Origin of the sequence: Myroides guanonis (assembly GCF_900114085.1) — a bacterium.
GTDB lineage: Bacteria > Bacteroidota > Bacteroidia > Flavobacteriales > Flavobacteriaceae > Flavobacterium > Flavobacterium guanonis.
Genome location: NZ_FORU01000006.1, coordinates 1 through 17,992 on the forward strand (window position 1 = coordinate 1; position 17,992 = coordinate 17,992).

Annotated in this window: 21 protein-coding genes; 11 read left to right on the forward strand and 10 right to left on the reverse strand. The window is 32.2% G+C overall.

Annotation, left to right across the window (positions count from 1 at the left end):
* Positions 1 to 378 (forward strand): T9SS type B sorting domain-containing protein (locus BM024_RS06480; protein ID WP_143077732.1); only part of this gene is annotated, 378 nt, incomplete at its 5' end.
* A 161-nt stretch (positions 379 to 539) separates the two neighbouring features.
* Positions 540 to 998, forward strand: coding sequence for a VOC family protein (locus BM024_RS06485; RefSeq protein WP_090678655.1), 459 nt, complete (start codon positions 540 to 542; stop codon positions 996 to 998).
* Between the two features lie 7 nt (positions 999 to 1,005).
* Here BM024_RS06485 and BM024_RS06490 read toward each other — a convergent pair whose 3' ends face one another.
* From BM024_RS06490 to BM024_RS06510, 5 genes are all read right to left on the reverse strand, one after another.
* Positions 1,006 to 1,983 (reverse strand): SphA family protein, encoded by a 978-nt coding sequence (locus BM024_RS06490; protein ID WP_090678656.1) that lies wholly within the window; start codon positions 1,981 to 1,983, stop codon positions 1,006 to 1,008.
* 249 nt (positions 1,984 to 2,232) lie between these two features.
* A complete protein-coding gene (locus BM024_RS06495; RefSeq protein WP_090678657.1) occupies positions 2,233 to 3,543 on the reverse strand; it encodes a DEAD/DEAH box helicase in 1,311 nt (436 codons plus the stop codon).
* Positions 3,544 to 3,644: 101 nt separating this feature from the next.
* Positions 3,645 to 4,628 carry an aldo/keto reductase gene (locus tag BM024_RS06500; RefSeq protein WP_090678658.1) on the reverse strand — a complete coding sequence of 328 codons (984 nt, stop codon included), beginning with the start codon at positions 4,626 to 4,628 and terminating at the stop codon, positions 3,645 to 3,647.
* Between the two features lie 2 nt (positions 4,629 to 4,630).
* Positions 4,631 to 4,918, reverse strand: a complete 288-nt coding sequence (locus BM024_RS06505; protein ID WP_090678659.1) for a putative quinol monooxygenase — start codon at positions 4,916 to 4,918, stop codon at positions 4,631 to 4,633.
* Positions 4,915 to 5,529: an NAD(P)H-dependent oxidoreductase gene (locus BM024_RS06510; RefSeq protein ID WP_090678660.1), complete on the reverse strand. Its 615-nt coding sequence runs from the start codon at positions 5,527 to 5,529 to the stop codon at positions 4,915 to 4,917. Before BM024_RS06510 ends, BM024_RS06505 begins: the two co-directional genes overlap by 4 nt.
* 272 nt (positions 5,530 to 5,801) lie before the next feature.
* Between BM024_RS06510 and BM024_RS06515 the strand changes: the two genes are divergently transcribed.
* The 3 genes from BM024_RS06515 (at position 5,802) to BM024_RS06525 (ending at position 7,746) form a co-directional block, all read left to right on the forward strand.
* Complete coding sequence (locus BM024_RS06515) at positions 5,802 to 6,722, forward strand: LysR family transcriptional regulator (RefSeq protein ID WP_090678661.1); 921 nt, start codon at positions 5,802 to 5,804, stop codon at positions 6,720 to 6,722.
* Between the two features lie 96 nt (positions 6,723 to 6,818).
* A complete protein-coding gene (locus tag BM024_RS06520) occupies positions 6,819 to 7,262 on the forward strand; it encodes a PepSY-like domain-containing protein (RefSeq protein WP_177190171.1) in 444 nt (147 codons plus the stop codon).
* A gap of 25 nt (positions 7,263 to 7,287) precedes the next feature.
* Positions 7,288 to 7,746 carry a PepSY-like domain-containing protein gene (locus tag BM024_RS06525; protein WP_090678663.1) on the forward strand — a complete coding sequence of 153 codons (459 nt, stop codon included), beginning with the start codon at positions 7,288 to 7,290 and terminating at the stop codon, positions 7,744 to 7,746.
* 110 nt (positions 7,747 to 7,856) lie between these two features.
* Here BM024_RS06525 and BM024_RS06530 read toward each other — a convergent pair whose 3' ends face one another.
* The 4 genes from BM024_RS06530 to BM024_RS06545 are packed head-to-tail and all read right to left on the reverse strand — an operon-like array spanning position 7,857 to position 11,096.
* The gene (locus tag BM024_RS06530) at positions 7,857 to 8,765 is read right to left on the reverse strand and encodes a hypothetical protein (protein WP_090678664.1); all 909 of its coding nucleotides are present in this window, start codon (positions 8,763 to 8,765) and stop codon (positions 7,857 to 7,859) included.
* 2 nt (positions 8,766 to 8,767) lie between these two features.
* Positions 8,768 to 9,688 (reverse strand): DUF6175 family protein, encoded by a 921-nt coding sequence (locus BM024_RS06535; RefSeq protein ID WP_090678665.1) that lies wholly within the window; start codon positions 9,686 to 9,688, stop codon positions 8,768 to 8,770.
* Positions 9,688 to 10,164 carry a hypothetical protein gene (locus tag BM024_RS06540; RefSeq protein ID WP_090678666.1) on the reverse strand — a complete coding sequence of 159 codons (477 nt, stop codon included), beginning with the start codon at positions 10,162 to 10,164 and terminating at the stop codon, positions 9,688 to 9,690. The genes BM024_RS06535 and BM024_RS06540 overlap by 1 nt, the downstream gene beginning before the upstream one ends.
* A 32-nt stretch (positions 10,165 to 10,196) precedes the next feature.
* Positions 10,197 to 11,096 (reverse strand): CsgG/HfaB family protein, encoded by a 900-nt coding sequence (locus BM024_RS06545; RefSeq protein WP_090678667.1) that lies wholly within the window; start codon positions 11,094 to 11,096, stop codon positions 10,197 to 10,199.
* Between the two features lie 450 nt (positions 11,097 to 11,546).
* Here BM024_RS06545 and BM024_RS06550 point away from each other — a divergent pair, with 450 nt between their 5' ends.
* A complete protein-coding gene (locus BM024_RS06550) occupies positions 11,547 to 12,743 on the forward strand; it encodes a LuxR C-terminal-related transcriptional regulator (protein WP_090678668.1) in 1,197 nt (398 codons plus the stop codon).
* Between the two features lie 128 nt (positions 12,744 to 12,871).
* Positions 12,872 to 13,231: a VOC family protein gene (locus tag BM024_RS06555; protein ID WP_177190172.1), complete on the forward strand. Its 360-nt coding sequence runs from the start codon at positions 12,872 to 12,874 to the stop codon at positions 13,229 to 13,231.
* 127 nt (positions 13,232 to 13,358) lie between these two features.
* Here BM024_RS06555 and BM024_RS06560 read toward each other — a convergent pair whose 3' ends face one another.
* A complete protein-coding gene (locus BM024_RS06560; protein WP_245753868.1) occupies positions 13,359 to 13,847 on the reverse strand; it encodes a hypothetical protein in 489 nt (162 codons plus the stop codon).
* A 667-nt stretch (positions 13,848 to 14,514) separates the two neighbouring features.
* Here BM024_RS06560 and thrS point away from each other — a divergent pair.
* The 4 genes from thrS (at position 14,515) to rplT (ending at position 17,775) form a co-directional block, all read left to right on the forward strand.
* Positions 14,515 to 16,461 (forward strand): threonine--tRNA ligase, encoded by a 1,947-nt coding sequence (gene thrS, locus BM024_RS06565; RefSeq protein ID WP_090678670.1) that lies wholly within the window; start codon positions 14,515 to 14,517, stop codon positions 16,459 to 16,461.
* Positions 16,462 to 16,558: 97 nt separating this feature from the next.
* Entirely contained in the window at positions 16,559 to 17,062 is a 504-nt protein-coding gene (gene infC, locus BM024_RS06570; protein WP_177190173.1) for a translation initiation factor IF-3, read from the forward strand.
* Positions 17,063 to 17,125: 63 nt separating this feature from the next.
* Positions 17,126 to 17,323, forward strand: coding sequence for a 50S ribosomal protein L35 (gene rpmI, locus BM024_RS06575; RefSeq protein ID WP_090678672.1), 198 nt, complete (start codon positions 17,126 to 17,128; stop codon positions 17,321 to 17,323).
* A 107-nt stretch (positions 17,324 to 17,430) separates the two neighbouring features.
* Positions 17,431 to 17,775 carry a 50S ribosomal protein L20 gene (gene rplT, locus BM024_RS06580; protein WP_090678673.1) on the forward strand — a complete coding sequence of 115 codons (345 nt, stop codon included), beginning with the start codon at positions 17,431 to 17,433 and terminating at the stop codon, positions 17,773 to 17,775.
* The last annotated feature ends 217 nt before the right edge of the window (positions 17,776 to 17,992 follow it).

A 17,992-nucleotide genomic window follows, 5' to 3' on the forward strand; every position in this document is an offset into this window, starting at 1 on the left:
GGTAAAGGTGGGGAAAGCTATCTTCCGGGAACAGTAATTTTTAGGGATCAAATTATTTATGTGTATGCTGAGTCTGAGGACGGATTGTGTACAGACGAGAGTAGTTATTCGGTTAAATATAACGAGTGTCCTATACAGAAAGGTATTTCTCCAAATGGCGATGGACTTAATGATTTCTTTGACTTGTCGAGTCATGGAGTAGATGATCTGAAAATCTTTAATCGTTATGGTTCTGAGGTATATTCATATGGTTTTGGTTACACAAATCAGTGGGCTGGACAGGATAAGAATGGGAATAAACTTCCAGATGGAACGTACTATTACGTGGTGATATCAAAAGGTAAAACCAGAACTGGATGGGTACAAATCAATAAATAATGTATTAGTAATTATTAAGTAAAGTAAAAAAGCTACCTGAAAGGGTAGCTTTTTGTTTTTATTGCTGTCATATAAAGGGATTGGATTTATTAATGCTATTTTTGTAAATATGAATGGTTATAGGGTTATTTGTAAAGGATTTTAATTGTAAAAAGTGTTTAATGAGCGTAATAAAAGGATTGTATGAAACCCATTTGTATGTTGAAAGCTTAGAGCGATCCATAACTTTTTATGAGGATGTTTTGGGGTTGGAGTTGTGTCATGTGGAAGAGGAAAGAAGAATCGCTTTCTTTTGGATAGGGAATACGCAAGAAGCCATGTTGGGATTGTGGGAGAAACCCAAAGTCGAAATAGAACTAAGGCACTTCGCTTTTCGTTGTGAAAAAGATTTTATATTAAATGAAGCTGTTTCCTTCTTAAAAGGACATGGCATTCTACCTTATAACTTTTTAAAAGATGGAAAAGATACACCTATGGTATTTGCTTGGATGCCTGCCTTAGCAATCTATTTTCACGACCCAGACGGACATGAGTTAGAGTTTATCTCTATTTTAGATGGAAAGGCAAGACCCGAGTTAGGTGTAGTTAAATATGATACTTGGTTAGCATTTAATTTATAATACAAGATTAAATTGGCTTTTTATCTGTTGCTTTTTTTGTAGGAATCAAAAAGTTAATTCCTGTTTGAAAGGCGATGCCTCCAAATCGGTTTTCTGTAGCGAAGTTTTGTGTAACTCGAGCCATTAGACCTATTTTGTGGGGAACAATCCAATAGGATACAAAACCTCCAACTCCTGCGGTTTGGTCTGAAACAAAACCACCTTGTGTGCCTTTGTCATCAGATATTTGTTTGGTGTAATGACCGAATAGTCCGACTTCATCACCGCGAGAGTTTAATAGGTAAGAACCTCCAAAATCTAAAGTTAAGTGGGTCCCTTCTTTAAAATCAGTGTCTTTCTGCCATTGATTAAGTTCTAATGTAGGAGCAATACTTAAATTAACTTTAGCACTTGGTTTATATTTCAAAGCTACTCTAATATTGTGTGACCAATATCCATGACCACCATTGTCTAAATCATTTGGTTTATATTTTCCCGTTGGAGCCCAAACACCATAGTTTAAAGCATATTGGAAATTTCCTTGTTTCCATGACAACCAGATTGGTTGTATATACATATCTCCAAAGCCTATGCTTTTGTTGGTGAAATCATATCGTCCAGAACCGGTTTGTATTGAATAATAGTCTAAAGCAATATTTGCAGTTGGACTGTTCAATGTTGGAATAATCATCATTCCCCAGTTGGCATTTAATATTTTTCCTTTACCTCCATAAATTGCCATAGCAATGAATGAGTGGGTTTGAACTTTTTGTTCTATTTGTAAAGAAGTTGGATTGCCTGGAGCCGGGTTGATCAATTGATCCGATTTATTTCCTTTGGCATTGTAGTAATTCATGTCTGCATAGCCATACCAGACTGGAATGATTATACCTTCATGAGGAGCAAAATAATCGTTGGGATTGAAGGAGGAACCATTGTAGTGTCCTTGACTATAACCAATTACACTGAGAAGGCTTAATGCGGTTAAAATAATTATCTTTCTCATAACATTTTAGATTTTAATAGTAGAGTAGTTTGATAAGTTCTCGTTAATTCAATTTTTAATCTAATTCGTCTTTGTGATGCTTGTGAAATATAATTTGTTAATTAAACAAGATTATATAATTGTAATTAAATTTACAATATATTTTAATACGAAATGGATTTTTTCTTTAATGGAGATCTGACAACTTTTAATAAAAAATCCCATACTTATTAAGTATGGGATTTTTTATTAAAAATAAAGGAGAGTCTATTATTCTCTTGCGATAGCAATTTTAACTTTCTTGTTTTTAAGTTTAGTATTTTCTAATTTTTCTAAAAGTGGTTTAACCTTATATGAGCTTATGGCAACAAAGGCTTGTGTATCGCGTACATCAATTAGGCCTATGTTTTCTTTGTTTAAACCGCCTGTTTTTATTAAATAGCCTACAATATCAACTTTGTTGATTTTGTCTTTTTTACCTGCGCTGATGTAGATAGTTTTGAAATCTGTTTGATTGTCAATTTGATACTTTCCACTCAGAACTTCCAAAGGCATTTTAGGGTCAATAAAAGGAAAGTTTTCTTCTTTAGTTACCATAATATAAGCTTTTCCTGAAGCTTTCATACGTGCTGTACGTCCATTTCTATGGATAAAAGCATCTTCTTTCTCAGGAATCTGGTAGTGGATAACGTGTCCTATTTCAGGGATGTCTAATCCACGAGCAGCTAAATCAGTAGAAATAAGAATATGACAACTTTTATTTCTAAACTTCATTAAAGCACGTTCACGATCTTCTTGTAACAATCCACCGTGGAAAGCACTATTTGCAACTCCTTTTTTAGAAAGTGTTTCACTGATTCTAGATACAGCATCACGATGGTTACAGAAAATTAAAATAGTGTCTTTACCAATCTTACCGATTAGTTTAATTACTGTTTCTAACTTCTCTTCTGCTGTAGATACTACTTTACTAAAAGTGATTTCTGGTTGAGCATCTTCTGATTTAAGAAAATGAAGATATTCAGGAGCTTCAAGTCTAGTAAATTCCGGAATCTTTTTTAAAGCAGTCGCTGATGTTAGGAGTCTAAAATTGATATTGTCGAATGAATTAATGATATATTCCATATCATCTTGAAATCCCATTTCAAGAGCTTTATCGAATTCATCTATCACGTAACTTGTAACCGATTCAGTGTTAAATGAGTTCTCTTCAATATGAAAAGCTATTCTTCCTGGAGTTCCTACTAATACAGCAGGAGGTGTGCTAAAGTTGTTTAACTCTGTTTTTGTTGAATGTCCCCCATAGCAGGCATTAATTTTAAACGGAGTCCCCATCTTTTTGAAAACGGTTTCTATTTGAAGAGCTAATTCTCGAGAAGGCACTAAAATAACGGCTTGAACCCCTTTCGTATTAAGGTTTAAACGCTCTACAATTGGCATTAAAAAAGCCAATGTTTTACCTGAACCTGTAGGAGATAAAAGAACGATATTGTTTTTCTTTTGAGCTGCGTTTAATGTCTTGTTTTGCATTTCATTTAACGCTGCTATATTCAAATTTTGAAGTATTGCTGCTTTATTCATAACTGCAAAGGTAGGTTTATTATCTTTTGGTTGGTCTCCTAGGTATTTATTTGGGAAAAAATAAACAGTCTGTTACTTAGTTATTGAAAGTGATTAAAATTTTAAATTTTTAAAAGCTCTGTGTTGATAAAGCGAATTTCTTCTGTATTTAAATCAATATCTATCGCTTTTGCATTTGCAATTGCTTGATTTGCATTTCTGGCGCCGGCTAATACGATTGTAATTGCAGGTTGTAAACTAGTCCAACGAAGAACTAATTGTGATAAAGTAGCACCTTTGTCTAAGGCTAGTGGAGTTATTGCGTCTAGAAATGTTTTTACTTTAGACATGTCAAATTGTTGAAAATATTCATTTCTATGATCGTCGTCTTTTAGTTTTCCTTTTTTAAAGTAGTTACCTGCTAATAAACCTCTTTCCATAGGACTGTAAACGATAATTCCTAGATTGTTTTCCAAAGCGTATGGGATTAAGTCATTTTCGATTCCTCGATTTAGCATACTATATCCAATTTGATTACTAGAAATGTTTACATTTTTGCTGGCTTCTATTACTTGGCTAATATTGTAATTACTTACTCCAGCTGCTCTAATTTTTCCTTGTTTTAGTAAAATTTCAAAAGCTTCCATTGTTTCTGAAATAGGCGTAGTGCTATCAGGCCAATGAATCTGTAATAAGTCTATATAATCTGTTTGCAAACGCATTAAACTTTCTTCTACTTCTTTTATAACATTTTCTTTTGAAGCATACTTATATATAGGTAGCGATTTCCCTGCTTTTTCCGAATTAAAGAAAAACTCACCTTTTCCTTGATTACTTCCGTCCCATACCAAACCAAATTTGGTTAATAATTGAATTTTTGTTCTGTCATAGTCTTTGATTGCTTCTCCTATCATTTCCTCACTAAGTCCGAAACCATAAAAAGGAGCAGTGTCTATAGAGGTCACCCCATTATCTATTGAGGCTTTTATCGATTCTATAGAGTCTTTTTTTTCATTACCTCCCCACATGGTCCCTCCTATAGCAAAAGCACCATATGCAATAGTTGATAGTTCTAAATCTATGCTTCCTAATTTTCTATATTCCATTTTTATAATTTTTGAGTTATGAGTATTGTAGGTTCTCCTTGTGTTTTTTCTTGTATGAATTGATTAAATTCTGTGATGTAAGTTTGTTGATTATGAATTTCTAAACCCTTCTTGTTATTCCATATTTCATAGAATACAAAAGTGTTTAAATCGACTGTTCCCTGATGTAAATCATATTGTATGCAAGCTTTTTCTTTCCGAGCTTTTTGCATCATGTTTTCCAAAATAGTTTTAAGGTCATCGCGATATTCTGTTTTTACTTTAATAATGGCGGTTAAGTATATATTCATGATAATTGTTCATGTATTGTAAATTGTTTTTTGATATGTTGAATGTATTGTTGACGGTAGTTTTCAAGGCGCTCTTCTGTCGCATTTTTTTCTAAATCATGAAAGTGAAATCCTTTTATTTTACTTAAACCTGCAAATTGATTCATTTTATGAAAACCAAATAAAACTCCTTCATCTACAGAGTGCTGGTCAAAGAATTCACCTTTTAATGTGAATGCGGTTTCAGGAGCATTCCAAGAAGTAGTCACCATATATTTCTTACCATGCATCAATCCACCTGTTCCATAATTAATATTTGGATTCTTTCTACTTCTTCCATCATTGGCATAAATACCATTGTTGTGTCCTGCTGTAAATACTTCATCAATGTATTTTTTCAGGCGATTAGGTACTTGAAACCACCATATGGGCGTATGATAAATTATGATGTCTGCCCATTTAAAATTTTCAACTTCTATAAGAGCATCGTACTCATCGTTAATATTTGATATTCTTATCTCAAAGTCATTTTCTAATAGTGTTTCATGGGTCCATTGAGTTAGACTGTTATTAAAAAAGCCTCCTGAATGAGCAAAGGTTTGTCCTCCGTTTATAATAAATATATTTTTCATTTCTATTATTTTAATTATTGATAATACAAAGGTCTATTATTACAATGTATTATCTAAATAACTTAAATGATATGATTGTATTATAATTATGATACATAAGATCTATTGTTGTGTTTAAGACTATACAAGGAAGATATTTAATAACCTATGGATTATATTAGTGTATTATGTTAAGCTAAGGAGGTGGAATTAAGTTTTAAATGAAAGCAGATATTACTGTGTATGAATATAAATGATTTAAGTTTTATATTTGTATTATTTAAATAATAGATATGCGTTGGAATTTAGAATGGCTTAGAACTTTTAAAGCTATATATGAAACAGGTACATTATCTGCCGCAGCACAAGAACTTTTTATTTCACAGCCGGGCGTGAGTTTGCATTTAAATTCATTGGAGGCTTATACGGGATATAAGTTATTTGATAGATCAGCACGCAAAATGGTGCCCACTGAAAAGGGGAAAATACTTTATAATTGGGTGTTAGAACCTCTGAAGAAAATGGAAAATGCCGAGCAACACTTTCACAAGCGGTCCAAAGAGGAACGTGCGACTATTAGTGTAGGAATGTGTTTTGAAACTTTTCAATATACTTTAGAGGAACAGATCGCGAGTCTTCCCTTCAACTTGATAATCAAGTTTGGAGAATATCCTCAAATGCAACAAGACTTGGATAACGGCCTTTTAGATTTAATAATAACTCCACAAATAGGTAATCAACAAAATTTAGAATACAAACCTTTTTCTAAAGAGAGAATAGTTTTAATTGCAGGGAGCAATACTAATACAACTGAGATAGAGAGATTACTAAGTTTAAATGATATAAAAGAAGTTTCTGTGTTGCTAAAGCAACAACTTTGGTATAGTACTACTGCTGATATGGAGCATTTAAGGAACTTTTGGTTACAACATTTCGGTGAACATCCCGATTTTAGTCCGAACTATATAGTTCCTAATATTAGCTCGATAATTAGATGCTTAAGCAATAATACAGGTTTTTCTGTAGTACCTGATTTTTTATGTAGAGAGGCTATTGCATCGGATAAAATCAAATTGATATGGGAGGGAAGTAATCCTTTGGAAAATACACTTTATTTCGGGACAAGAAAGAAGACCATATACCATAAAGAAGTGGAACAACTCGAAAAATTATTGACGAATAAATGGGAATTAGGGAATAAGGAGATTGTTTAAAAGTAATTATTTCTTTTTTTATAAAAAAAACATAAAATGCTAACTTTTTTCTATAAAAATGAGGAACTTAGTATAGTAATTTTAAAATACATAGATATGAAAAACGTAGCAATTAAAATTTTATCAGTTGTATTCCTTTTAATAGGAATGAGTGCCAATGCACAAGAATCAATAATTACGAAAAAGGAATTACCACAATCAGCCCAAAAGTTTATTTCGGATAATTTTTCGAAAGGCATTATTGATTATGTAAAAATGGACAAAGAAGTGTTTTCGACAGACTACAAGGTGAAATTCACAGATGGTTCTGAAATCGAGTTTGATTCGAAAGGGGTCTGGATGGAGGTAGATGGAAATAAAAATACAATCCCGACAGGGTTTATTCAAAAAAACATTCTTACTTATGTGAAAGATAAATTTCCTAATACTCATATTGTAAAAATTGAAAAAGGACGTTTTGAAAAACAACAAGTTAAACTTTCAAATGGATTGGAATTAGAGTTTAATTCTAAAGGTGATTTTAAAAGAATTGATGATTAATAATTTTTTAAAAATGTAAAGTAAAATGAAAAAGATATTTTTATCAACAGTTTTAGTATTGACATTTGCTTTTGCAACAGTATCTTGTTCTTCTGATGATGATAATTCTTCTGATAGAATAATTAATTATTCAGAATTGCCTACAGAAGCCAAGGCTTTTACTGAAACTTATTTTTCTGAGTCAGAAATTATGAGAGTGGAAAAAGACGTGAATTCTATAGATGAATATTATGAGGTAAAGTTTGTTGGTGGTATGGAAGTTGATTTTACTCAGTCTGGAATTTGGACAAATGTTGATGGTAATAAAAAATCAATTCCAACAGGCTTTATTCTGACTCCAATTGTTGAATATGTCACAACAAATTATAGTACGACTTCGATTGAAAGTATCGAAAAACAAACATATGGATTTGATGTTGATTTAGTAAATAATGTTGAACTGCGTTTTGATTTAGAAGGAAACTTTTTGGGATTAGATAATTAGTTGCAAGAGTTTTTTAAAGTAAAAAAAGTCTCGTATGATTTAAACCATACGAGACTTTTTTATAATGTATTTAAGGTGAGGAACTATAAAATAGAGTTTAGTATGAATAACTACTCATTAATAGTTACCCCTAAATAATCAACTTCTTTGGCTAGCACTTCCATCTTCTTGAGGTCTGTCAATTTGCTAAATTTAAGTTTCTCCATTTCAAAGTCGCGTATTACTTGATCGTCAACGCGTTCACCTATCTTTTCAACTAAAGCCGTTGCTGAAGAGTAACAATTGATATTGGTTTCTACGAACTGTAAATAATACAATGCTTTACTATAGTCCCTTTGCGATTCTGCTGCATGTGCTTTCTGAACTAGATTTCTGCAATTTTCTTCTTTAGAATCAAGATAAATTTTAGTGATTATTTTCTCTGATTCTTGATAACAGCTAACAGTTTCTGGTACATATCTTAAATAGTCAAATGCCTTTGAATATTCTTGTCGTTCAATATTCACTCGTACAGTGTTTAAAACAGTAGCGCAATTTGATTGATAAAAGGCAACTATGTTTTTATTGCTTTCAATAAAAAAGCTTTTTAGTTTTTGTTCTTTTCGCAATTGTTGTATTGCTTTTGAAATAGCTTCGGAAGCGTTATCAGCAGTAATGGTGAATACGTGTCTGAATTTATGAAATACAAAATCACTATTAATCCCTTGAGAGGTTAAACCGATTTCAAGCTTTATTACTTTTACTACTTGGATTTCTCCCGCAATCTTCTCACTAATAATTTTAATTGAAGGTACAATTGCAAAAGGACTTTGATGACTAAAAAGATTTTTAGAGGTATAAGTTCCTTGTAAAATATCTTTTAGTTGCTCGTATTGTTCTATTGTTACAGTATGATTTCCTACAGGGGGGTCATAGTTATAATTAGCTTGATATTCTTGTGATTGAGAGAACAAAGTATTGAAAGAAAAGAATAAAAACAGTACACTCAGAATAGTAACTTTTGTTGTTTTGCTTTTCATTATCATGCTTTAATAGTGATATACAATTTTTGTCCGTGGATATTTCTACTAGCTTGAATCCCTTTACTTCTTAAGTATTTAATAATCTCTGTTGCAAAACGATTTAGATTATATGGTCTGTTGGTTTCTTGGTCATAAAGTGGTATTCTTACTTCGTCAAATACCATTTTGTTTTCTAGAATTCCTGTTAAGTTAGCTCTTCCTTTATAAGCGTTTGTAGCAATCCAATCTTCAATAATTTCATTTAGATATTCACCGCCAGCGATTTCACTATCAAAATCTATAGTAGTATTTTCATCTAGATTGAACTCTACCATAGTAGCTCTACCAATTTCACGAATCTCATCGGTTTTAACCATTAATGTATTTAGAAATTCTTCTTGAATTTGATCGAATGCTTTAGAAATTAATTTTTCATAATCACTACTTGCAAACTTACTAGTACCTGTTTTATTTGAAAAACTTGCTCCAGTATGTGTTTCAAAAGCTGTTACATTAAGGACTGTACTTGTTCCACTATCCGACGTAGTTATTTGTACATCGACTTGAACATAGAAATCAGCTCCAGAAGTCGTCAATAGATCTGATTTAAAGTTAGCTTGTCTGTCAGATGTAAAAGCGGCATTAGCTTGTGCAGCTCTTAGATTTGCAACGAAATCTACCGTAGACCACCCGCGTTGATCAAAAGCTTCTTTTACTTTAGAAACTGCTGTTCTGATGTGCGGATTGTCGTCTAAGACAGTTCGTATATCTTCATCTTGTTTATTGTAAGGGACTACCATTATTTTTGCGGCAGCACGAGTAGATTCATCACTTTGAGTTCCTGCAATAGTTGGAGCTTGTGCAAAAGCACTTTCTCCAACTATTAAAGTAAGTATTGCAATAAATAAACACTTAAAAATACTGTTATTTACTATTTGCATTAGAAACCTATTTTATTGATTACTTTGTTGGCTTCAAGCTCTTTGCGTAACATATTGTAGTTTAGTGTAAAAACGGAAACAGCCGAAGTACAGTTACTCTTCTTTTCGCAAGAGTAAAACTCAGTTTTGCCATCTGTTATGAAGCGTTCATATCCACCATTCCAGAAGCTATCAAAGAAAGCTTTGTGTTTCGTTTCTACGGAGATTCCTTCTCTTATTATTGGGTTTTTAAAATCAGTTCCTACAAAACCGAAATAAAGAAGTTGTTGTATTGCTTTTTTCTGTGCTGCTCTACGCGATTTTAATTCTTGTTCTTTTTTCTTTCCATCTACTTCTTCTCCAATTCCTCTAAGTACAACTGCTCCTTGTGTTGGATGTGAAATGACTGCTGAATCGGTGTATGGGCTTGCTACTTTTGTTCCGCAACTTCCTAAAGTTAGTGCTACTAATAATGTAGCTAAGTAAATTTTTTTCATGTTTTTAAATGTTTTAGTTAGATTTTATTTTATTATTTGGTAAGAATTTTAATAGCACCATTGCTTTCACGTACTTTTTTATAAGCTTTTTCTGTTGAGATAATAAGTGCTTCAGAAAAGTTTGCATCTTCAACTTTAATAATACAAGCCACTGCAATTTTTTGATTTCTAGTTATTGTACGATCTCCGATAGTTGCTTCTGTTGTATGGACAACGTCTAATAATTGTCCTTGAGATAATCCAATACCACTTCCAGCTGCAATCATAAATAGATTTCTGTTTTTAGCATCCCAGCTTAGTATGTCAAGTGTTATTGGGAAATTAACATTGGAGAAAGATTTCATGTTTTCATCCAAACGATCTAAGGCTACCGAAAAGGCATCTTCTTTATGCATTTTGATTTCTTGCATTTTTTTGTTTTTTTCTTCCATTGCTTTAATTTCTTTTTTACTAGCGAACTTTTCACGAGCATCCATTATCATTTTAGAAGGCTCTATGTATTCACTAGTAATGTTTTCGGTAGCTATAATTTCTCCAGTTGACACATCAAGTACTTTTACTTGTACTTGTAGCATTGATTCCCAACCGCGTTTTACTTCTGAATGTCTTAAGCTTAAAATATTGGTAGCTATTAGATAACTCGCTCCACGACTTACGCCATCTTGGATGGTTTGTTTGCTGTCTATAAATGATTCTGTTCGTTGTAGTTTTTTTTCATCTTCTAGAGCTTGTAATTTCTCTCTGTCTACAACAGCAAATCTTTTGGTTTTTACGAACGAGTTTATTACTGATTCATGAATCATTCTAGCATCTGAATTGGAAACTGATTCTTCATCATATGTGATAGGAATAAAAGCAATTCCAATTTTGTCTTGAGCTAGCATATAAAAATTGGTAAATAGGAAAAGTAGTAGAGATAATTTTGTTCTCATTTTTTGTTGTTTTTAGGTGTATAAAAAAGATTTGGATAATTTTTAAGGTTAAATAATTCTTCGTTTTTGAAAGGTGCAAAAGTCAATATGTTCTCACTGAAATCAAATAAAACGAGAGGTAGTAAGCGAGTAGTCTTGCTAAAAATGAGAAAGTATAAGTACTACCCAATAGGGTAGTGACTGTTTTAGTGTGTTGATATTTAGTTGAATGGTTGGGTGTTTTTAAGAATGTGTTGAGATGTTTTAAAACAAGGATGAAGCATTTTTTTTTAGTCAATGACTGTTTTAATAATGAAGGGGAGTGGATTTAAATAATAAGTTGTTGAAATTACTTTATAAATAGAGTAAAAGAATACTCACATTCTGTGAGCTTAACAAAAAAACGAATACTTTTGCTCTCTTTTTTGATGAAAATATTTTTCATTTATTTATAATTAATAAAAGCGTCCCTTGTTACGATTATTCTCTTTCATTTATTCTTTTTTCTTAATTAACATATGCTATTCTCAGAATAATAGCTACAAATTATTCAATGAGGATATTGCGACTTTTAATGAGAGTAAGCAATATGAAGAGTCTATACGTAGAATAGAGAGTGTTATATTAAATGAGAAGTCGTCTCAAGAAGATTTATATAATGCTTATTTTCAAAAGTACTATACCTATAAAAGGTTGTTCAATTATACTGAAGCACTTACTAATTTAGATTTAGCTCTAAAGGCAGGTTTAAAAACGAATATGCAAGAAGAAGCGAAGATAAAAGTAGCGGTGGAGAGGATGTTTATTCATTTTGATTTATTGGAGTTTGATAAGGTGACAGAGCTTTTAACTACCATTTCTAGAGAAAATGTAAAACTTCTTAATCCAGAAACCGAAGCGTTTTATTTATCTGTTTTAGGGACTATGAATATACGTTCTAAAGATTATCAATTAGCTGATAAGTATCTAGATGAAGCACTTGTGCTTTTATCAAATCATGCGCCAAAGCATCTTCCGTTAGTTTATAGAAAAAAAGTAGGTCTATATAAGAGTTTAAAGAAATATAAAGAAGCTATCGAGAGCTTTGAGAAAGGATTGTACTACGCGGAGAAATATAAAATAGACATTTATATCATTGCTATGTATAGTGATATTTCTCATTTCTATAGTGATATTGGTGATGTAGAAAACGCATTGAGAACTCAACATATATTGAATAAACTTGCGACGGATTATGATAACACGAATATAAGTGGAAAGCTAAATCAGATTGAAAAAGAATTATTGAGAGAATTAGAAGAACAGAAAGCAGCAAAAAACCGATTGTATTTTGGTAGCTCTATTGCAATATTGATTGCGATTATACTAATTGTTTTTTTCTTTTATAGATCAAATAGGCAAAAACGTATAATCGCTGAGATTGAGAATAGTCAAATACGTATAGAGCTGGATAAAGTTGTTTTGGCAATGAATGAACTTAATCCTCAGAAAGAAGAAACGTATAGTTTTAATTTCACGGATCGACAATTGGAGATTATTACGTTGGTTAAGCAAGGGAAAACGAATAAAGAAATTGGAAGTGATTTGTTCATTTCAGAAAACACGGTTAAATATCATTTAAAAATAATTTATGAAACACTTAAAATAAGCAGGCGAAGTGAGCTTTAAGTATTTTGTTGATCCTAAAGTTTTGATGATTTTTTAAGTAAGAAGCAAATTATATATTATTACAAATTTAGAATGTTGTTCTAAGGTTGATTATTGTAATGAATTATATTTGTAAAAAACGATGTATTATGAGTCAAGTAAAATTAGACATTCTAAAACATGAACAAATACAATATATTGAGTTTGTTTCTAAAGATATTAATCGGGCTAAAAATTTCTATGCAGCTAGCTTTGGCTGGAGGTTTACGGATTATGGAGAACATTATACAGCCTTTGAAGGCGATTTTGTTGATGGAGGATTTACTTCTGGAACTCCTATTAACGGAACTATTTTAATTGTTCTTTATTCAAAGGATATAGAGGCAACAAAAAGTAAGGTAATAAATGCAGGAGGAGTTATTGTAAAAGATATTTTTAGTTTTCCTGGAGGAAAACGTTTTCAGTTTACAGATTTAGATGGGTATGAACTTGCAGTTTGGACAGAATAGGGGGAACTGAAGTATAGGCTCTTATTATGTTATATAGATAAAGCCCGATAGTTAAACTATCGGGCTTTATCTATTTATGGTTATTTTAAAAAATATAGATTCAAATTATACTGTTGAAATCAATGTATTATCTATGATATGTTTCTGAGTTTTCTTCTATATAATTAATCAACGCATTAAATAAAGGGTTAAATGTGTTCGTGTCATATACCCCAATCCATTTAGTATCATATAAAACATCTCCTACAAAAATCTCATCAAAATTTTCGGGATTAATTAATGTTAGTTGTATCCTGTTTTTTTTATCCTTGTTGCTATCAAGCTTTAAATAAAGGAATTTTGTGTATTTTCTATATATATTATTGATACCAATTTTCCCTATTAAAGCGCCCACTTCATCTTGTTTGTTGTCTCTGATAATTTCCTTTTCTAAGTCATCAAAAGTAATAACCCTATCAAAATATCCTATTTTTTCTCCCATTCCCCTTATGAATTCAACATTCGGAACAACAAGTAGTTGTTTGTTATTGTCTAAGTCGTATGGTTGATTCGTTAAAACAACTGCCTTCTTTGTGGACTTGAAATATCCTTCATCATTTTTTTCTGAAACTTTCATTACAGAGCAACTTTGAATCGATAAGGATACTAAGGTTATTATTATGGGAATGATAATTTTTTTCATTGTTGTTGGTATGTGGTTTATTTAAAAATGGGTGTTACTAAGTACAATCAAAAAGGTGGTGAAATGTTTTAAATCTCGTGTATTAGTTTTGCTAGTGGAATTTTTTGCAAAATTATATAAAATAATAGAATTAATAAATTGATTTGTGTAAAAAAAACATATATGCTAATTGTATTTAGTAATTAGATTTGTATTAATAGCAATATGTTGTGATGATAAGAAGTGAAATGCTGTTAAGAATGTGTATATAGGACTTTGAGAGTTTGTTGTTATCTTCTAAGTTAGAGTAAGGAGGAAGCTTGTGTGAATCAGAATAAACTATTGAATCAGTATAGTTTATTGAGTGTGCTACGACGACTTTTAGATGGGTATTTGTATTATCTGAGTCTTTTAAAAAAACTATTACACATCGAAATTAAAATTAGATAAGTTGGTTATAAGGTGAACTAATTACATGTAAAAATATGCTGTAAGAGTAAACTTGACTTTAAATTTTAATACGCAATAAAAAAGCTATATATTAAGTGTTATAAGTCTTTCTAAAATATTGTAACTCTAAACTTAAAGGATTATCTTTGCTCTTTATTTTTTAAACAAAATTATGATTAAAATTACATTACCAGACGGTTCAGTGAAAGAGTTCGCTTCAGGAGTGACTCCTTTTGATGTTGCAAAAAGTATAAGTGAAGGCTTAGCTAGGAATATTATCTCTGCTAGTTTTAACAATACCACCATCGAAACCACGACCCCGTTAACCACGGATGGTAGTTTAGTTTTGTATTCATGGAATGATGAAGAGGGTAAAAAAGCTTTTTGGCATTCTACTTCTCACGTAATGGCACAAGCATTACAAGAATTGTTCCCAGGAGTAATATTGACAATAGGTCCAGCAATTGAACGCGGGTTTTATTATGATGTTGATTTTGGTGAACACAAAGTAACAGATGCTGACTTTAAGGCGATTGAAGATAAAGTATTGCAGATTTCTCGTGAGAAACACGATTTTAAAATGCGCTCATCTACAAAAGCAGAAGCTTTAGAGTATTATAAAAATGAAAAAAATCCTTATAAGGTTGAACTTATAGAGAATTTAGAAGATGGTACTATTACCTTCTGTGATCATGCTACTTTTACTGATTTGTGTAGAGGTGGACATATTCCTAATACTGGAATTATAAAAGCTTTTAAAGTGCTTTCAATAGCAGGTGCTTATTGGAGAGGTGATGAAAAAAATAAACAGTTAACTCGTGTTTATGGTATCTCATTTCCTAAGCAAAAAGATCTGACAGAATATTTAATGATGTTAGAAGAAGCTAAGAAAAGAGATCATAGAAAATTAGGAAAAGAATTGGAGCTATTTGCTTTTTCGCAGAGAGTAGGTCAAGGTTTGCCACTATGGTTGCCGAAAGGAGCTGCATTACGAGATCGTTTAGAACAGTTTCTTAAAAAAGCACAAAAGAAAGCAGGATACGAGCAAGTGGTTACTCCACATATTGGTCAAAAAGAACTATATGTAACATCTGGTCACTATGCAAAATACGGAGCAGATAGTTTTCAACCTATTCATACACCAGTTGAAGGGGAGGAGTTTTTGTTGAAACCAATGAACTGCCCGCATCACTGTGAAATATACAATACAAAACCTTGGTCTTATAAAGATTTGCCAAAGCGTTATGCAGAGTTTGGTACCGTATATCGTTATGAGCAATCAGGTGAGTTACATGGGTTGACACGTGTAAGAGGGTTTACTCAAGATGATGCACATATTTTTTGTACTCCAGACCAATTAGATGAAGAGTTTAAGAAAGTTATTGATTTAGTACTTTACGTATTTGGTTCATTAGGGTTTGAAGATTTCAAAGCACAAGTGTCTGTACGTGATTTAAACAATCCTGATAAATATATTGGAACTGTAGAGAATTGGGAAAAGGCAGAGCAAGCAATTATCAATGCTGCACAAGATAAAGGATTGAACTATGTCATTGAAAGTGGAGAGGCTGCATTTTATGGTCCTAAGTTAGACTTTATGGTGAAAGATGCATTGGGAAGAAGTTGGCAACTTGGAACAATTCAAGTAGATTACAATTTACCAGAGCGTTTTGAGTTAACTTATAAAGGATCAGACAATGAATTGCATCGTCCTGTGATGATTCACAGAGCGCCATTTGGTTCTATGGAACGTTTTATAGCGGTACTATTAGAGCATACAGGTGGGAATTTCCCACTTTGGTTAATGCCTGAGCAGGCTATCATACTGTCTTTGAGTGAGAAATATGAAAAATATGCTCAAAAAGTTTTAGATTTGCTAGAAAATAACGAAATTCGCGCCCTAGTTGATAACCGAAATGAAACAATCGGTAAAAAGATTAGAGAAGCTGAAGTACAAAAATACCCGTTCATGCTCATTGTAGGTGAAGATGAAGAGAAGAACGGAACCGTATCTGTGCGTAAGCACGGAGACGACGGTAAATCGAATCAAACAATGTCTGTAGAGGCATTTATCTCTATGATAGAAACAGAGGTAAAAAGTTCTCTAAAGACGTTTTAGTTAAAGTATAACCTGCTTGAAAACAAGCATTTAAATTTTTATAGCCATAGCAATAAGAAACAACAGAGGTTACAGACCTCGCGAAGAAAAGAAAGATTTGCATCGTATTAACAATGCAATCCGAGTTCCTGAAGTTAGATTAGTAGGAGAAAATATTGAACCAGGTGTATATAAAACAAGTCAAGCAATGCAATTTGCTGACGAACAACAATTAGACCTTGTAGAGATATCTCCTAACGCGGCACCGCCAGTTTGTAAAATAATTGATTACAAAAAATTTCTTTACGAACAGAAGAAACGCGAGAAAATGCTTAAGGCAAAGTCTACTCAAATCACTGTAAAGGAAATCCGTTTCGGACCTCAAACCGATGAGCACGATTATGAGTTTAAGAGAAAGAATGCAGAGAAATTCTTAAAAGAAGGATCTAAATTAAAAGCATTCGTTTTCTTTAAAGGACGTTCGATTATCTATAAAGATCAAGGGCAAATCTTGTTATTAAGATTAGCGCAAGATTTGGAAGAGTTCGGAAAGGTGGAATCTATGCCTGCTTTAGAAGGAAAGCGTATGACTATGTTCATCGCGCCAAAGAAAAAGAAATAAGAATTTCTAGAGATAGGAATTGAAGATAGTTAAGTAAGATAAACGCAAATACCTAGGAACAAAATGCCTAAAATGAAAACTAAATCTAGTGCTAAGAAACGCTTTCAAGTGACTGGCTCTGGAAAAATCAAAAGAAAACACGCTTACAAAAGTCACATTTTGACTAAAAAATCTAAAAAGCGTAAATTAGCTTTAACTCACTCTGGATTGGTACACAAAGCAGATGAGAAAAGTATCAAAGATCAGTTAAGATTAATCTAAACTGAGCTTTCGGTTAAAACAAATTTAATAACCCTGGAGTGGTGCAAAATAAGATTTTAGAAGTGTTTGAAATATAACCGCACACTACAAAAAACACATTTAAAGAAATGGCAAGATCAGTAAACTCAGTTGCTTCAAGAGCAAGAAGAAAAAGAATTTTGAAGCAAGCCAAAGGTTACTTTGGAAGACGTAAAAACGTTTGGACAGTAGCTAAAAACGCGGTAGAAAAAGCAATGCTTTATGCTTACCGTGATAGAAAACAAAAAAAGAGAAACTTCCGTGCATTATGGATTATGCGTATTAACGCTGGAGCAAGACTTCACGGTATGAGCTATTCTCAATTTATGGGTAAAGTTAAAGCTAACAACATCGAATTGAACCGTAAAGTTCTTGCAGATTTAGCTACAAACCACCCAGAAGCTTTCGCAGCTATCGTAAACAAAATCAAGTAAAACGTTGTCAAACCTGATTTATCTTACTTAATATAGAAAGAGTCCTCATAAGGGACTCTTTTTTTTATACCTATGTTTTTATTGCTTGTGGGTTTATGGTAATAATAGAAGTGTAAAAGAGAAACATATACTATTTGCTTTTAAATAGGTTTTACGGGTCTTTACAGGCTTTAGGGTAATAGGTCTTATCATTTCATTGATAAGGGGGTTAAAGAGG

Excerpts from the sequence above, each read along its gene's own strand:
- BM024_RS06485 (WP_090678655.1), top strand. The coding sequence starts at position 540 with ATGAGCGTAATAAAAGGATTGTATGAAACCCATTTGTATGTTGAAAGC.
- BM024_RS06490 (WP_090678656.1), bottom strand. The coding sequence starts at position 1,983 with ATGAGAAAGATAATTATTTTAACCGCATTAAGCCTTCTCAGTGTAATT.
- BM024_RS06495 (WP_090678657.1), bottom strand. The coding sequence starts at position 3,543 with ATGAATAAAGCAGCAATACTTCAAAATTTGAATATAGCAGCGTTAAAT.
- BM024_RS06500 (WP_090678658.1), bottom strand. The coding sequence starts at position 4,628 with ATGGAATATAGAAAATTAGGAAGCATAGATTTAGAACTATCAACTATT.
- BM024_RS06505 (WP_090678659.1), bottom strand. The coding sequence starts at position 4,918 with ATGAATATATACTTAACCGCCATTATTAAAGTAAAAACAGAATATCGC.
- BM024_RS06510 (WP_090678660.1), bottom strand. The coding sequence starts at position 5,529 with ATGAAAAATATATTTATTATAAACGGAGGACAAACCTTTGCTCATTCA.
- BM024_RS06515 (WP_090678661.1), top strand. The coding sequence starts at position 5,802 with ATGCGTTGGAATTTAGAATGGCTTAGAACTTTTAAAGCTATATATGAA.
- BM024_RS06520 (WP_177190171.1), top strand. The coding sequence starts at position 6,819 with ATGAAAAACGTAGCAATTAAAATTTTATCAGTTGTATTCCTTTTAATA.
- BM024_RS06525 (WP_090678663.1), top strand. The coding sequence starts at position 7,288 with ATGAAAAAGATATTTTTATCAACAGTTTTAGTATTGACATTTGCTTTT.
- BM024_RS06530 (WP_090678664.1), bottom strand. The coding sequence starts at position 8,765 with ATGAAAAGCAAAACAACAAAAGTTACTATTCTGAGTGTACTGTTTTTA.
- BM024_RS06535 (WP_090678665.1), bottom strand. The coding sequence starts at position 9,688 with ATGCAAATAGTAAATAACAGTATTTTTAAGTGTTTATTTATTGCAATA.
- BM024_RS06540 (WP_090678666.1), bottom strand. The coding sequence starts at position 10,164 with ATGAAAAAAATTTACTTAGCTACATTATTAGTAGCACTAACTTTAGGA.
- BM024_RS06545 (WP_090678667.1), bottom strand. The coding sequence starts at position 11,096 with ATGAGAACAAAATTATCTCTACTACTTTTCCTATTTACCAATTTTTAT.
- BM024_RS06555 (WP_177190172.1), top strand. The coding sequence starts at position 12,872 with ATGAGTCAAGTAAAATTAGACATTCTAAAACATGAACAAATACAATAT.
- BM024_RS06560 (WP_245753868.1), bottom strand. The coding sequence starts at position 13,847 with ATGAAAGTTTCAGAAAAAAATGATGAAGGATATTTCAAGTCCACAAAG.
- thrS (WP_090678670.1), top strand. The coding sequence starts at position 14,515 with ATGATTAAAATTACATTACCAGACGGTTCAGTGAAAGAGTTCGCTTCA.
- rpmI (WP_090678672.1), top strand. The coding sequence starts at position 17,126 with ATGCCTAAAATGAAAACTAAATCTAGTGCTAAGAAACGCTTTCAAGTG.
- rplT (WP_090678673.1), top strand. The coding sequence starts at position 17,431 with ATGGCAAGATCAGTAAACTCAGTTGCTTCAAGAGCAAGAAGAAAAAGA.